General features: G+C 67.3%; 12 protein-coding genes and 8 pseudogenes. 12 read left to right on the top strand and 8 right to left on the bottom strand.

The window, feature by feature from the left end; genetic code table 11:
- Positions 1–35 precede the first annotated feature (35 nt).
- Complete coding sequence (locus ACIBK0_RS41940; RefSeq protein ID WP_399092417.1) at positions 36–725, top strand: hypothetical protein; 690 nt, start codon at positions 36–38, stop codon at positions 723–725.
- Between the two features lie 52 nt (positions 726–777).
- Here ACIBK0_RS41940 and ACIBK0_RS41935 read toward each other — a convergent pair whose 3' ends face one another.
- Both ACIBK0_RS41935 and ACIBK0_RS41930 read right to left on the bottom strand, forming a co-directional pair.
- Positions 778–1,590, bottom strand: coding sequence for a class I SAM-dependent methyltransferase (locus ACIBK0_RS41935; RefSeq protein WP_399092415.1), 813 nt, complete (start codon positions 1,588–1,590; stop codon positions 778–780).
- A 247-nt stretch (positions 1,591–1,837) separates the two neighbouring features.
- Complete coding sequence (locus ACIBK0_RS41930; protein WP_399092412.1) at positions 1,838–2,245, bottom strand: VOC family protein; 408 nt, start codon at positions 2,243–2,245, stop codon at positions 1,838–1,840.
- 898 nt (positions 2,246–3,143) lie between these two features.
- On the opposite strand from ACIBK0_RS41930, the gene ACIBK0_RS41925 reads away from it, so the two are divergent.
- Complete coding sequence (locus tag ACIBK0_RS41925; RefSeq protein WP_399092409.1) at positions 3,144–3,872, top strand: SDR family oxidoreductase; 729 nt, start codon at positions 3,144–3,146, stop codon at positions 3,870–3,872.
- A gap of 272 nt (positions 3,873–4,144) precedes the next feature.
- Here ACIBK0_RS41925 and ACIBK0_RS41920 read toward each other — a convergent pair whose 3' ends face one another.
- Entirely contained in the window at positions 4,145–4,438 is a 294-nt protein-coding gene (locus ACIBK0_RS41920) for a hypothetical protein (protein ID WP_399092406.1), read from the bottom strand.
- Between the two features lie 276 nt (positions 4,439–4,714).
- On the opposite strand from ACIBK0_RS41920, the pseudogene ACIBK0_RS41915 reads away from it, so the two are divergent.
- The 3 genes and pseudogenes from ACIBK0_RS41915 to ACIBK0_RS41905 form a co-directional block, all read left to right on the top strand.
- Positions 4,715–4,918: pseudogene (locus ACIBK0_RS41915) on the top strand (IS701 family transposase); the annotation flags it as partial.
- Positions 4,919–5,003: 85 nt separating this feature from the next.
- Positions 5,004–5,203 (top strand): annotated as a pseudogene (locus ACIBK0_RS41910) (transposase); the annotation flags it as partial.
- A 72-nt stretch (positions 5,204–5,275) separates the two neighbouring features.
- A complete protein-coding gene (locus ACIBK0_RS41905) occupies positions 5,276–5,842 on the top strand; it encodes a hypothetical protein (RefSeq protein ID WP_399092403.1) in 567 nt (188 codons plus the stop codon).
- Positions 5,843–5,884: 42 nt separating this feature from the next.
- On the opposite strand, the pseudogene ACIBK0_RS41900 reads toward ACIBK0_RS41905, so the two are convergent.
- Positions 5,885–6,184, bottom strand: a pseudogene (locus ACIBK0_RS41900) (hypothetical protein); the annotation flags it as partial.
- Here ACIBK0_RS41900 and ACIBK0_RS41895 point away from each other — a divergent pair.
- The 3 genes and pseudogenes from ACIBK0_RS41895 (at position 6,077) to ACIBK0_RS41885 (ending at position 8,237) form a co-directional block, all read left to right on the top strand.
- Positions 6,077–6,865: an SUKH-3 domain-containing protein gene (locus tag ACIBK0_RS41895; protein WP_399092400.1), complete on the top strand. Its 789-nt coding sequence runs from the start codon at positions 6,077–6,079 to the stop codon at positions 6,863–6,865. The pseudogene ACIBK0_RS41900 and the gene ACIBK0_RS41895 overlap by 108 nt on opposite strands.
- A 12-nt stretch (positions 6,866–6,877) precedes the next feature.
- Positions 6,878–7,088, top strand: a pseudogene (locus ACIBK0_RS41890) (IS5/IS1182 family transposase); the annotation flags it as partial.
- Between the two features lie 195 nt (positions 7,089–7,283).
- The gene (locus ACIBK0_RS41885; protein ID WP_399092397.1) at positions 7,284–8,237 is read left to right on the top strand and encodes a GNAT family N-acetyltransferase; all 954 of its coding nucleotides are present in this window, start codon (positions 7,284–7,286) and stop codon (positions 8,235–8,237) included.
- 26 nt (positions 8,238–8,263) lie between these two features.
- Here ACIBK0_RS41885 and ACIBK0_RS41880 read toward each other — a convergent pair.
- Positions 8,264–8,457: pseudogene (locus ACIBK0_RS41880) on the bottom strand (transposase); the annotation flags it as partial.
- A gap of 69 nt (positions 8,458–8,526) precedes the next feature.
- Between ACIBK0_RS41880 and ACIBK0_RS41875 the strand changes: the two are divergent.
- A pseudogene (locus ACIBK0_RS41875) lies at positions 8,527–9,765 on the top strand (ABC transporter substrate-binding protein).
- A 698-nt stretch (positions 9,766–10,463) separates the two neighbouring features.
- Here the strand turns inward: ACIBK0_RS41875 and ACIBK0_RS41870 are convergent.
- From ACIBK0_RS41870 to ACIBK0_RS41860, 3 genes are all read right to left on the bottom strand, one after another.
- Positions 10,464–11,081 (bottom strand): TOPRIM nucleotidyl transferase/hydrolase domain-containing protein, encoded by a 618-nt coding sequence (locus ACIBK0_RS41870; protein WP_399092586.1) that lies wholly within the window; start codon positions 11,079–11,081, stop codon positions 10,464–10,466.
- Positions 11,082–11,441: 360 nt separating this feature from the next.
- The gene (locus tag ACIBK0_RS41865; protein WP_399092394.1) at positions 11,442–11,723 is read right to left on the bottom strand and encodes a hypothetical protein; all 282 of its coding nucleotides are present in this window, start codon (positions 11,721–11,723) and stop codon (positions 11,442–11,444) included.
- Positions 11,724–11,748: 25 nt separating this feature from the next.
- The gene (locus ACIBK0_RS41860; RefSeq protein ID WP_399092583.1) at positions 11,749–12,633 is read right to left on the bottom strand and encodes an aldo/keto reductase; all 885 of its coding nucleotides are present in this window, start codon (positions 12,631–12,633) and stop codon (positions 11,749–11,751) included.
- Positions 12,634–12,700: 67 nt separating this feature from the next.
- Here ACIBK0_RS41860 and ACIBK0_RS41855 point away from each other — a divergent pair.
- The 3 genes and pseudogenes from ACIBK0_RS41855 to ACIBK0_RS41845 form a co-directional block, all read left to right on the top strand.
- Positions 12,701–12,826, top strand: a pseudogene (locus ACIBK0_RS41855) (IS256 family transposase); the annotation flags it as partial.
- Positions 12,827–13,409: 583 nt separating this feature from the next.
- A pseudogene (locus tag ACIBK0_RS41850) lies at positions 13,410–13,553 on the top strand (LysR family transcriptional regulator); the annotation flags it as partial.
- A gap of 325 nt (positions 13,554–13,878) precedes the next feature.
- Positions 13,879–14,295, top strand: coding sequence for a substrate-binding domain-containing protein (locus ACIBK0_RS41845; protein WP_399092391.1), 417 nt, complete (start codon positions 13,879–13,881; stop codon positions 14,293–14,295).
- Positions 14,296–14,430 lie beyond the last annotated feature (135 nt).

Raw genomic sequence — 14,430 nt, 5'->3', positions numbered from 1 at the left:
GCCAATCACGAGCCTGGATCGCTATCACCATGCTCATGACCCTTCCGGCCCTCGCCGCTTGCGGATCAGGGCAGGCCTCCACGCCAAGTGCCGCATCGCACCGGACCGGCACGTCCGTTGATGACAAGGCGCTGAGCAAGGCGGACCTGGAACGGGCGGCCATCACGGACGCGGACCTCGACGGCTACAAAGTCGAACGGGCACTGGCGAATCCCAAAGCGTCCCGCAGGACCGCGGATCCCGCCGCATGCGCCCCCGTCGTTCAGTCGCTGGGAACAAGCAGTGGCTATGCCGCCACCGCGCGCCTCGCACGGATGATCTTCCCGAAGAAGCAGGGCCCCGGAGCCACCATGAGTCTGTCGTCATACAGCGCCGAAGACGCCGCGCGGGTGATCGACGCGATCCGCGCTGCCGCCAAGGGGTGCAAGTCCTTCAAGGACATTCAGGTGGACTTCGGCTACGAAGCGGTCGAACTCCAACCCGATCCCGGCTACGGCGACGAATCCGTATCGCTCCGGCTCACACAGCTTGCAGCGGACACCGAGGACGAGGAGCCCATCAAGGTCCCTTGTGCGGTGGTGGCCGTTCGACAAGGGACGACGGTCGCCATGTTCTACACCTTCAACAACCCGAGCCGGCCATGGGGGAGGGGACCGGCGGTCGTACCGGACGCCCTCGTCAGAGCCCAACTTGGCAAACTGGACAAGCTGGGCACGTCCAAGTGACCGCGGCCAAGTACGCCGCGTGTGAAGCCCCGCCGATGTCGGGCAGGCAACGTCATACCTGGCCATGTGCGATCAGTGCCGCGTGAGGCAACACCAGCACGCCGTCGGGGTCGGCGAACTCCGCACACAGTGAATCGAAGTGCTCTTTGATCTCCGCGATAACCCCCGGAGGCTGACTCGTCACGATCTGCCCGATCGTCGCCACTCCGGCGGCCGCTCCGCTCCACCACTCTTCGCGAGTCGTCCGATGTCCCCAGACCAGTGGGTCGCAGACACCATTCAGCAGTCCGGCCTCGCCCAGCAATGCGACAAAGCCCTGCTCAGTGCGCGGAAAGTCATCTTCGGGAGCAAGAGCCGGCAGGTGTGCGGGACGGGCGACCCCCGCCCTCTGGACAGCCCTACCGAGCAACGCTTGCCCAGCGGCCGGGGGGACTTGCCAGATGGTGACCGCTATCCGGCCACCAGGACGCGTCACCCGGCGAAGCTCCTTCAGGGTTTCCCGAGGCCGTCCGACATGGTTGAGAACGAAGTTGCCGACCACAGCATCGAACGCGTCGTCGGCGAACGGAAGGCGGGGCAGAGCGGCAAGCCGCACGTCGGCTTCTGGGGCCGCCTGCGCGGCGCGGGCGACCATTCCTGGCTCGGCGTCCACCGCTGTGACTTTCGCTCCCCGCTCACATGCAGCTGCAGCGGCAGTGCCGGTGCCCGTCCCCACATCGAGGACTCGGGCTCCCTCTCGAACCTCGGCAGCACGGAGCAGCGCGGGTACGGGATACGCGCAGAGTTTGGCGAAGCTCGCAGCATAGGCATCGGCCTGTCCTGCCCACGTCCGCCGCTCGGACTTGTCAAACGCCGTCTGTGCCATCCGTTCCCTCCCGGAACCACCACCGCCGCGTCAACAACACAGCCGGCGCTGACGCTAACGCATACCTGATCAACAGCGGCCAGGGTTCAAGAACACCTATGCAAAGAGCGTCTTGTCCCGGCAGAAGTGTTTGGTTCGAGGTTCAGGTGTCGCGCCAGGCGAGCTCACACGCCCGCCCCGCAAACTGGGCCCGGATGGTGGTGTGGCCGGCGCCGTGCGGCGCCGACCACGCGGGGCCCACGGACGGTCAGCCGTCGCCACGGCTTGCCCGGCCGCGCTGGCGCAGCGAGATCCGGTTGCCGTCCGGATCCACGGCCTCGATGCGGACCCCGAACGCGTAGTCCTCGGGTTCGGGCTGGACGAATGTCACACCGCGGTCGCGAAGCACCTTGAAGTCGTTCCTCAGGTCGTCTGATTCGAGGAACACCGGACCGGGCGCGGTGTCCGGCTGCGCCTCGGCCGGCTGCCCTGAGGCGGCAGCGTGCGACCAAAGGATGATCTCGAGTGAACTGCCAGGGACGCCTACGGTGAGGAAGCGTCCTTCAGGACCCGGATAGTCGACGCGCTCCTCCAGGCCGAGCTGTTCCGTATAGAACCTCAACGCGCGGTCTTGATCGGTGACATACAGCGTCACATACATGATGTTTGTCAGCATCGTATTGTCCTGTCCATTTCCTCGGTCTGGCGACCTCCGCGCCGGGGCGCCGATCGGCCTGGGAGATCGAGTCGCTCGTCGGTCACCCCGGGCGGGGTCGTGTTGCTTCGTCACTTCACTGACGGACCCCGACGGCAGAATGTGACGGATGGAGGGGCCCTGTCGGCCGACGGCTTCGAGGAGCACCGACCCGCAGCCGACCACAAGAACTTGAGCGGGGTAGAGCGTGGAGGGACTCGGGGAGGACCCGCCGCGCATGCTGTCCGGATCATGAGCGGGCCCTTCCCCGCACGGGGCGCCCGTCCCCACGCACGGCCGGTGCGGACCGGACGCGCGTTCCGCTCGAGCACACGCGCCTGGAGCCGTGGGTACTCGAGGGAGGCCGATGCCGCGGACGACCGGCTGATGGCCCTGCGGCTCCTCCTGCTGAGGTGTCCTCAGCTCTTCAGGGGTGCTCAGGACTACGGCGGCCATGCCGCGTTCACCGCGTGGAGTACCTCGCCACCGAGGCCGGGGGCACCCTCATCCAGCTGCCCGAGCCCGTCGTTGGTACTGGCCCGCACGGTCGCCGCGAACCGCAAGAGCCACGCGACCATCGGAGCCCTGACCCCATCGCCCTGGCTCTTCCCCGGCGGTCAGCCCGGCCGCCCGATCAGCACCACACAACTGACCCACCGGCTGAAGCAGTTCCGAATCCGCCCCAACCAGGCCCGCGCACCGCACTCTTCCAGCTCGCCACCGAGACCTCCGTCGCGATTGTCGCCCGTACCCTGGGCCTCCACACCGACGTCGCTGTCACCGGGCAACGCCTTGCCACCGAGGACTGGGCCGCCTGTGCCGGCGACGCCGGCCGCCGCACCGCACTGCAACAACCGATCCACGAACCCGGAGCGACACCATGAGATTCGACAACCACCGCGTCGTCATCACAGCCGCCGGCCGCGACTTCGGGCGATCCCTGGCCATCCGGCTCGCGGACCTCGACGCCGAGGTCTTCCTCTCCGCTCGCAGTCTCGATGCTGCCGAACGTGTCCGCGATGAGATTCGCGAACGTGGCCATCACAGGGTGCACGCCTTCGCGTGCGACCTGACGGACCCCGCCTCAATCCGCGACTTCGCCTCCGGTGTCGCGCGACACACGGACCGTGTCGACCTGCTCGTCAACAACGGCTCCCGCTGGCTCGAAGGGCCGGACCTGCTGTCCGCAACGGACACCGATGTCATCGACACCATCAGCTCCGGTGCCACCGGCACGGTCCTGACCGTGAAGAATTTCCTGCCTCTCCTGCTCAACTCGGAGAAGCCGGACGTTGTGACGATGGTCTCCACCTGTGGGACGGCGGGCCATCATCGTTCGGACGCCCACGACGCCTTCTACGCAGCCAAGAGTGCCCAAGCAGGGTTCACCGAGATCCTCTCCAAGCGCCTGCGCCGCCAAGGAGTCCGGGTGATATCGCTCTACCCACCCGACTTCGACAACGCGGACCCGCTCTCCGAGGAGTGGGAAACCACTCCACGCGGTTCCAAGGACACCCTCACCGCGCACTCGCTTGTGGAGTGCATCCTCTTCGCAGTCGCCCAGCCCCGCGACTGCTTCATCAAGGCGTTCCACTTCGAACAAGTCTGATCGGTGCCCACACACGGCGGCTGATGCCGGTCCGGAGATACACCTCGGCTCCGGACCGCAGGCATTCGGACGGTTCCAATGCCCTACGTCGCCAGTAGCTTGAATCTTGACCCGTTGCGTCCTGTGGGCCGAGGTCAGAGCTGCTCGGTCGTGGCCAGTTCCAGGAACATGGGCCCCAGTACGCCAGCTGCAGATCGTGATCTTGCTGGTCGTAGCAGGTAAGTCGAGCCTCGATCCGCAACGAGTCGGGGCAGCCTCGCCGGCTCGTTGTCTCAGGTGGGTTGGTTCGCAGGGATGTCGCTGGAGCCGTCCGTGCCGAAGAATCGGCCCCGGTCACACAGGGAATCGATTTCGGCGTTCTCTTCCGGGCTCAGTTGTTCATCGAGCGCGACGCTGATGACGCGTCGGGCATGGGACGGTCTCCGGGCGACATCCCAAGCTGCGACGAATCGGCCGACGGTGCACTCGTCGGCGTCTCCGTACGCCTGACGGGATCCGATGCGATCGAGAGAAACCACGAACTCGTTCAGGTCCTGCAGGACCGCCACGACCTCGTCGAGGGGCATGCGGATCTCTCGGGAAGACATGTCCATCAGCGGCTTCAACTCCAGATCTCGGCGGGGTGATCGGTCGCTATTTCGCCACCGGCGCGACGCGGACGCCGCCGACCGGGCCGACGTTGCCCCAGCTATAGGCCAGATCGTCCCAGCCGAGGCACCAAAGCCTGGCTCGGCGTAGGTGCAGCCATCGGTGATCATTGGCGTGTGAGGAGTGAGAATCATGCGGTGGTGGCTGGCCACAGCGTAGATCCTGCCCGCGGGCAGGAGGCGCTTGAGGGGCTGATGGGCCGGCTCGCGAGCCCCTTCACACTGGTGGAACCTGCGTCGTCGGATGCGGGACTTCGTGCTTGGGCTGATGCCGGACCTGCCGCGCAAGAACTGCTGGTCCAGCGGCGAGTGGGCGGGGCAGGCAACTCCTGATGCAGCGCCTGCTCGGCCGGGCCAAGCAGGACGCCGATCTGGTGCGCGACGACGTACGCGATGGCTTCGTTCACGGGTCGCGACAGCGGTTGCTCACGGGTTTGGGAGGCACCTCGATCCACGGTCGGGTGATGTTCACGAATTTTGAACTGGCACGCGGACAGTCGGGGTCCAGCGCCAGTACACCGGCACGGCAGGCCGGATCGACGACGCTCAGGTTTCCGTCTACCTCCTCTGTGCCTGACGCCGTGGCCACGCAGCGGCGGACCGGGAGTTGTACGTACCGCGCTCGGAGACCTCCGAGCCCGGCCGCTGCGGGCCGCCGGGCTCGGCGACTTCGAGACCGGCCCGGGCGAGGAACGACCTCACCGACTCGCTGGTGCGGTGATTGCTTGCGGCACCGGTATTGGCCAGCATGAGCGTGTGGTTCTGGTTCCGGGCTGGGTGTGGCAAGGGGGCCCGGTGCGCAGGGCGCTCGCAGTCGGTCTGTCCGTCGGCATCTTCTTCGGCGCCTTCGTCGCCGTCGAGTCCGGCTCATGGGCGGGCGCCGCTGTCGTCGTCGTGGTGCTCAGTCCCTTGTACGGCGTCCGGGTGGCTCGCCGGATGAGCAAGGTGTGGCCGAGCGGCGCAGACCTGGAGCCCGCAGATCGGGCGCTGGTCGTACGGGTCTCCCGACGAGGGGAGGCCATCATGGACGCCCGGCTGGCGCCGGCGGTCGTCCAATACGCCGACGCGCTGCGGAGAGCCCGGGAGCAGGACCGGCTCCGGTGGTGGGCGGTGGCGCTCGTAGGCGCGGTGGTGGTGGCTTTGGCCGTGTATGACACGGTGGCCGGAACAGCCCGAGAGGCCCTGGTGTCCTGGCTGGTGGTCGCCTTGTTTGCGCTCGAGCTGACCTGGTGGCCAAAGAGGCGGGATCGCCTGATGTCCCGGGTGGAGCGAGCGGAAGGGGCAGCCCGCGCACTGCTGCGACCCGACTCGCAGGGCGGGTGAGCCGGTGGGAGGCTTGATCCGGGATCTTGGGCACGGGTTATGTCATTCCGCACTCAGTTGGGCGTGGCTCATCAGCCGGTAATGGAGTCGCCGAAGAAGGCCGGGCCACGGAGTTCGGCCGCCCCTGAAATGTCGTACCCGGTCGCTGAGGAAGTGCTCCGCCTTGCGCTCGTAGCGGCGGTGGAGGCGGCGGCAGCCGGCGAGCCACGCCATCGTGCGCTCGATGCTCCAGCGATGACGCCCAAGCCGCTGCGAGGACCCGACTCCCTGACGGGCGATGCGGTGCCGGATACGCCGCTTGGCAAACCATCGCCGCAAGTGAGCGTAGCCGTAGCCCTTGTCGGCGAGTGCATGCGCATGCACGAGAGTAGGCACTCGATCGAAGGCTACCTATATGCCGTTCAGCAACGCGTCGTAAAGCTTGTCCCGCAAACGATCTCCGTGCCTTCCGCGACCAGTAGTCCTGTTCGCCGGTCCGGATATGCGCCGGACTTCGGGCAACAGATACGGCCAAGGGGAGGGCGCATAGAACACATCAGTAAGTCGTTGACGGGTTGTGCCCCGTCGGTGCTGGACGCGCTTGGCGTTGCCGGGTGGACAGCAGGTCGCGAGATCGGCACTGCGCACTGGACACAGCAACTGACAGCCGCTGGGTTCGAGCTCAATGACATGGCGGTCGAGATCTGGACCCAGTTCGGCGAGCTGACGATCGAGAGCTCCACCAAACGCGTCCCTGCCTCGTCACTGCATATAGACCCCGTTGACGCCTGCATCGACACCGCCGCGGAAGCGTCCACGCTGAGGCATCGCTACGCGGAGAACTACAGCCCTCTGGGTATGTGGTCGGTCCAGTTCAGGTCGTACATTGCGACCAGCGGGCGCGTGGTCGCTGTGGGGCCGAACTGGCTCTGGCCCCTGGGGTCGAGCTTCGCGGAGGCGCTGGCCTATGTCGTGGATGGCGATGCCGGCATCAATCGTGCAGAACATGCAGACTGGCTCACCAACTGCATCACCGGCAGATGAGACGATCTTGCAGTGGCTGGTGTGATCACGGCAGCGGAGCTGTCCTGGAGAGGCCCGTTCGCCGGGTGAGCCCGCGTCAGTTCGCCGAGCTGATCACTGTGCTTCGACGGGAAGGTGCGGATCCGGTGCGCAAGGGTCGGCCGTGGGGCCTGCCTTTGGAGGCTGGGTCTTGCTGGTCGTGGCGTACTGGCGGGCGAACTTGACCCTGCGTCAGCGAGCGCCGTAGCAGGCGTCGTTCGCCGTGTAGGTCGTGACGTGCGTCGGCCGATGTCCATAGTCGGCCGGCGTAATCGAGGGACGTGGCTGCCCGGCTTGCCACCGGCTCCGCCGCCGCGACGATGCGTTTCGCACGTTGTGCTGTTGGCTGCCCCGGAAAACGGTTCGACGGCTTTGCGGGGTCCTGACACAGTGGCGCACCATGGCGAACTTCGAGCTTGTGACCGCCGCGGACGTGCAGCTCATGCAGGGTCTGGCGCAGCGTGTCACCGCCACCCGCCCGGACCTGGTGAACAGCGATGCGTCGTTCGGCGAGCTGGCCTGGATCTGGGGCAAGGGGCACGCCCGCGACGGCGCGAGCTGGCCGCGTCGGTTGTGGTTCTCCGGCGGGGATCTGGTGGCGTGGAGCTGGGCCTGTCTTCCGCACCAGGTGAGGCGGAGCGACGGGTCGGTGAAGGACGTTTCCGGCGCGTATCTGGCGTATCAGGTCCATCCCGACCATGCCGGGCTGGTGGACGAGGTGATCGCCTGGTACGACGGTGCGGCGGCGGACATCGAGCGTACGGTGATGCCGAGCGCCGCCGATGAGTTCGCCCTGCAGCGATGGGCGGCGCACGGCTATGAGACCGACCCGGCATCACTTGGCGACGCGGGGTCCTGGACCCAGCTCAACGATCGGGACCTCACGGACGTGGAGCAGCCGGTACTGCCGGACGGATTCAGGTTCCGCACCGCCGACGAGGCCGGGCCGGAGGCCGCGGTCCAGGCCCATCTGGACGCCTGGGCTCCCTCGACGTACACGGCCGAGGGCTACCAGGGCGTCCGGCAGACGGCGGCGTATCGCGGCGACCTGCACATCCTGGTGGAGGCGCCGGACGGGACGATGGCATCCTCGACGATCATGTGGCTCGACGAAGCGAACAAGACCGCTGAGTTCGAGCCGGTCGGGACGCATCCGGGCTACCGGCGTAGGGGGCTGGGAAGGGCGATGCTTCTGCACGGGATGCATCTGGCGCGGGCGGCCGGGGCCACTCATATGACGGTCGCCTGCCTGGGTGCGCCGGGGCATCCCGAGGCGCGCGGGCTGTACTACAGCGTCGGGTTCCGGGAGTTCACGCGGGACGCGCCGCTCATCAAGACCAAGACCGCGCGCTGAGGACCGGTCGCTCGGGTAGTCGCTGGTCAGGCCACGTTGGCCCGCGCGACGAGCTGACGTAGGCGGGTGTCGTGGCGGTTTTCGCCAGATGATGTAGCGGCGGATCATGCTGCCTTGCTCTTTGTGGCTGCTGTGGTCCGTGCCGTCGGCGGCGAAGTAGCGCAGCGCGGTGAAGGGCTTTGATGCGGTTGAGCCATGAGGAGTTCGTCGGAACAAACGAAGCTTTCCTGGAGCCTGGCAGCTCAGCGAACAAATAATCGGTTGCCTGTCGGCGATGGTGGTGGATGCAATGTCCGGCATGGTCACCCAGGTGCGCCCGCCACGGCGAGATGAGATGAACGCGTACTACCGGGCCTTGCCCCTCTGCGATCCGGGAAAGCTGCAGCAGAATCGTCACCCGGGAGACGCCAACGCATGAATACGCCACCATCGCCACTTGGGTCGGAGCGGACTGACGGATCATCCGTCCGGATCGGCGCTCTCGTTCCGCTGACTCGGCCTGGCTGGGTCGAGGCAGGCCAACACTTGCTCGCTGGACTTGAGCTGGCCGTTCGTGAAGTCAATGACGCCGGCGGGATCGTCGGAAGACCACTCGAGCTGGTGGTCCGAGACACCGCGGCTGATCCGCAGAGGGCCGCGGCGGCCGTAGATGAATTGGCTCGCCTGGGCGTGGCTGCCTTGGCGGGGGAGTATCACAGCGTCGTCGCTCGCGTTGCTGCCCGCCAGGGCCGACGCCCTCGGCCTGCCGTTTCTCTGCTCGTCCGCGGTTCTCGACGCGCTCACCGAACAGCCAACGGAATGGGTCGCGCGCCTCGCCCCGGCGCAGTCCCACGGCTGGCGGATCTACGCAGACTTCCTCCTCAGCGCGGGCTACAGTCGCATCGCCGTAGCAGCCGAGTCGAGTGTCTACTGGGCATCTGGGGTCCGCATTCTGCGGGACTACCTCGCTCCGCGCGGCGGCACTGTCATCGAACTCGACCTGCGCTCGCTCGCCCTCACGGCCGTGTGCGACGAACTCGTCGACAATCGCGCGACAGCGCTCCTTCTTCTCGTCGGCCACCCGGAGCCGGCAGTGTCGATCGTCAAGTCGGTCCGCCGCGACCAGCGCCTCGCCGAGATCATGATTGGTGCTCCGGCCGGGCAACCGGAGTTCGCCCAATGGGCGACGTTGCTGGGCGACGACAGCGCTGCGATCCCGTTCTTGCGCTACCTGCCCGAGCGCCTCAGCCGACTTGGTGCACGAGTCGAGACGGCCCTCCGCGAGCGGCTGGCCGAAGCGCCCTCCTTCGTCGCCTTCGAGGGCTACGACACGGTCGCCGTCCTAGCCGATGCGCTGCGTTCTCACGGCGTGGACCGAGCGCGCTCTGCCGAATCCTGGCCGCGCGTTGCAGTAGAAGGCACCCGCGGGCAGATCCAGTTCTCCCGCACGCCAGGCATCAGCGTTTGGCAATGGGCTTGGGCGCCCATCCAAGTCGTTGATCGAGATCCGGCGGCACCCGATCGCTTTCGGATCCTTCACGCCGGCTGAGAGAGCACGGAGGTCCGACTGCCCAGACCTGTCTGAACTTGAGGCTGTCCACCTGTCTGCTCATACGGGGCCTCAGCTTCGCGGCGGGGGCCCCGACCGCATTCTCAGACCTGTCGCGCCGCAGTCGGCGCCAGCCCGGGGCAGCCCAGAGAAGGCCGGCAGTCGGACCGGCATCAAGACCAATCTCAGTGCCAACCACGGTTCCATTGATGCCCGACGCCGGTGTCCGTCTCCACCGACATGACCGCAAACTCCAGCTTCCGGTGATCTGACAACCGCGCCAACCGCACACCGAAGCCCGGACATCCCGTCATCCCGCCAGCCTAGAACGACGCCCGGTTCGACCGACATCACGAGTTCAAGTTCAGTAGCATGCGAGCGCCCTGTCCCCGGCAGCTGGAATGCCGGAGACGGGGCGCTGTCGTATCCGGTGGCCATCCGAGCCAGAGGATCCTGATGACGCCACAGGCGACCGGTACGAGTTGCGGTTCTGACGCGGCAATTCTGAGGAACGGCTGAGCGTCTCCGCGCTGGACCTGAAGTAGGCCCAAGATGAGCCGTGGCCAGGGGAGTTGGGCTGACAGTTCGGGGAGCCGTGAGGCAGGTCTCGGTCCAGCTGAAGGAGCTGTTGTTCCTCTTGATCGCGGATGTCGCGGTGCTGTCGGTGGACGGGCTGTGCCCGCTTTCCCGTGCGGGGGTCACAGGCTTGTGAGGAGATCGTCGAGCGGGGTCGGTACCTGTTCGGGGTCAAGGGCCTCGACGAGGAGGCGGCCGTAGCGGATCTTGCGGCCTTTCTTCGTGCCGAGGAAGCGCCGCAACTGCTGCTGCCGGGGCCGACCGTGGTGTGCGGGCTGGTGCAGGAAGGTCTGCCAGGCGCGAAGGTCGCCTTCAGTCCGGATGGTCTCCTCGACTCTTGCTGCGCCCAGCGCGCGGATGAGCTCGTCCTCCAGGTCCGACACGCACACGAAGAAGCCCTGGTGTGGCGCCTGTGCCCGCTTCAGGCCGCGGTCGTAGAAGCGCTGCTCGCGCTCGTCGCACAGTCCTGCCAGGCGCAGGCCAAGGCCGGGCGGCCCGAGGAGGCCGGCGTACCGGCCGACACTCATCGCCCCGCCCATCGACACGACACACACCCCCTCGGCGGCAAGGTCCCGGCCACGCCGTGCCGCGAGCGCCTCAACGGCCGCGAAGTCACTCGGCCCTTCCAGCAGCACCGCCGTCCGCACCCGCAGCCGTACCGCCAGCTCACTCGCCGGCCCGCCGGGACCGCCGTTCGCCCAGCCACTGACCGCGTCCCGGAATGCCCCCATGTCCGCCATGCAGCGAGTCTGCACCTCCGCCGACGGCACGGCACGGAATATTCGACGGTCCCACTCGACATGTACGACGCCCTCCTCGCCGAGGCAGCCATCAATCCGTCCCATCACCCAACTCCGGTGCTCACCACACTGCTTCGACGCCGGCGGAGTCTCGGGCTCTGATGCCAGAGTGGCTTCCCGATGGAGAAGTCCAGCTGTATCCACCGGGCAGAACCCAGTTCCGTGATCCGTCGAACCAGACCACCACCCGACCCGGAGCAGTGGAACCCCGCGCCCATCTGGCGCGATAGCCGGGCCGCCCGGCCTGCCCGCCACCAGCCGCAGGACGTAAGACGGCCCACCGACTCGGTCGACGGACCGTCACGAAGCGACCTCATCGGCGTGAACGTGATGTATGAGTTCGACGCCGAGCCCAGGGATCTGCAGTGGCTGCTCGGCCGAGAGCATGCGCCAGACGGCAGGGTCGTAGTTGCCGATCGGTCCGATCGGGGCCCATCCCGGGCCGACGAGCCCGGGATGCGGTGACGTCGTCACGACACCGCCGCTGGCGGTCTCGTCCTTCAGCATCCGCGCGATGCGGTCGTGCCGGGATCGGGTCGCTGCCCAACTGGTGAGGAGCTTGACCCGGTCCACTGTCACCATGGCCTCGATTCGCCTCTGGCTTCGCTCATGATCCGCGAGGCAGGGCCGGGGGCCTGGCCGTACTCTCAAGAAGTTGCCGCTGGGAGTCGGTGAGCCTGAGGTCCGCCGCAGCCAGATTCTCCACCAGGTGGGCGAGCGAGGCGGTTCCTGGGATCGGAAGGATGACCGGCGATCGGGCCAGCAGCCAAGAGAGCAGGACCTGAGGGACGGTGACGCCAAGGTCGGCGGCGACGGCCGCAAGCCCGGGCACCTTGCTGGCGTCGGCTGCCGCGGCGACGGGGCGCCAGGGAAGGAACGCGATACCGGCGGCCTCACATGCTTCCAATACCGGCTCGTGGTCCCGGTCGAGGAGGTTGTAGCGGTTCTGCACGCTCGCGATCTCAGCGGCCTGCCGGGCCTCGTCCAGTTGTGTGACCGTAACCTCGGACAGTCCGATATGGCCGATCTTGCCCTCCTGTTGGAGTGCGCGGAGCGCGCCAACCTGTTCGGCGACCGGAATCTTCGGGTCGATTCGGTGCAGTTGCAGGAGGCCAATGCGCTCGGTCCGGAGCCGGCGCAGTCCCTGCTCGACCTGTTGACGCAGGCTCTCGGGCCGTGCGTCGTGCGCCCACCCGTCCGGCCCGGACTTGGTGACGCCGATCTTGGTGGTGATGAGCAGGTCGTCCGGATACGGGTGTAGGGCCTCGGCCAGAAGTTCCTCGTTGGCGCCCCATCCGTACATGTGGGCGGTGTCGATCAAAGTGACCCCGAGTTCAACAGCGTGCCGGGCCACCGTGATGCCTACTTCCCGGTCAGGGCCTGGCGCGGTGGGCAGGCGCATGGCGCCGAACCCAAGCCGGTGTACTCGGTATTCACCTCCGATGGCGAATGTGTTCGCCACACTTGGGGTGTTCGTCGTCCTAGAAGCCATCGGCCTTCCCCTCGTTGGCCTGACGATACCGTTGAACAGGCCGTAGTCATACATGAACGATCAACACCGGAACGCCCTGGTCGCGCTCAAGGACGACGACCGTGAGTCGGGCGAGTCATGGGCGGTTCTGCTGCGCGACTGCGCCCGGCGCGGCATGCGCGCTCCGGTCCTTGCGGTCGGGGACGGCGCCCTCGCACAGGTTTTGACGATGGCTCCGACGCCGCCCCGTTGCGGGGCATGTGCTGTTCGCCTGGGTCAAACGCGCATGGGGCCGTTGCCATTTCCGCTGGCGCGAGTGGCAGCCATCTCCAAGGGAGCGCCGTGGCCGTGGGCCTGACGCCGGCACAGAACGGGTCGCACTGAGCTGGGGTCGTTCGGCTCGCAAGGTCACCGGCACTCGCCTCTGCCCATCGTTGAGCGCACCTTGCGAGGCTGTTGCCATCAGCTTTTGGCGGCCCTGCGGCGTTCGGCTGGAGCGGATCGCTGCGCAGACAGTCTTTGTCCCTCAGATGCACTGCGCGGGTGATCGGTCAGTGGTTACTCGGGCCGGGGGCCATGGGGGTGGAGCGTTGGCTGACCTGCATGGGGGCGGCGTAGTCTCCGTGCCGTCGGCACCCGGGTGCGGGCGGTGATCATTGGTTGCTCAGTCGTGATCACTTTCTTTGGAGCCCTTACTCCGTGCGGCGGCTTCCCCATCGACTCTAGGCCGCCCGCGCGGCGCCTGGAAATGCCCATTACGCTGCATTCATGCGCCACAGGCATGGCAGGAGGCGACGATGACAACACCAGGTGCAGGGATTGAACTGCGGCACCTGCGGGCCTTTGCCGCCGTGGCTCGTCTCCGCTCCTTCACCCGTGCCGCCGAGCAGCTGCTGATCACCCAGCCCGCCCTCAGCCGCACCATCGCCCAGCTGGAGACCGCCCTCGGCGTCCGCCTCCTCGACCGTTCCTCCCGCCACGTCGAACTCACCGAAACCGGTGCGGAGTTCCTCGCGCACACCGAACGCACCCTCGCCGCCTTCGAGGCGGCCATCGCCGCCGCGCGCCACGAGTCCGCCCTGCGGCTCGGCTTCAGCTGGCTGCTGCCCGACCCCTGGGCTCAGCGCGCCATGCCCGATTCGAGACCGACACCGGCGCCCGCGTCGAACTGGTCCGCTGCGACGACTCGCTCGACGCCCTCAACCGCCAGGCCGTCGACATCGCACTGCTGCGTGGCACGCGGCCGGTGGAGCCACCTGTACGACGGTGCACCTGTACGAAGAGAACCGTGTAGCCGTCTGCGCTCGCGACGCCGAACCAGCCGACGCCGACCGCCTGAACTGGCGGGACGCCGCCGACTGGACCCTGGTCGTCAACACCGCCAGCGGCACGACGGGCCCCTGGTCCTGGCCGGAGGGAAACGGCCCGCGTCGGGTCGTCGAGACCGCGAACTTCGACGAGTGGCTTGAGTCGATCGTCGCCGGGCGCGGTATCGGCATCGTCCCCGAGGTCGCCGAACGACGCATCCACCACCCGGCGCTCTGCTTCCTCCCACTGGACGGAGCGCCGCCGATCCGGGTACGCCTCGCCTACCTCCCGAACGCGGGCGCGGGAGCCCAACCAGCTCTGCTGCGCCGCTTCCTCGACGCGGCGTCGACGTGCACGCATGCATCAGAGGCATAGCTGTAGCCTCAGCGGCATTTCCGCTTGGTGGAGGAATATTCCTACTGATCTCTTCGGGTTGTTGTCGGGGGTGGTGACGTGTGGTGATCCCTGCGGTAGGTCGGTGGTATGCGGTACGCGCAGGGTGGTGGACTG

The sequence above is a fragment of the Streptomyces sp. NPDC050564 genome (genome assembly GCF_044457265.1).
GTDB lineage: Bacteria > Actinomycetota > Actinomycetes > Streptomycetales > Streptomycetaceae > Streptomyces.
This window is presented reverse-complemented; position numbering and strand designations above follow the sequence as displayed.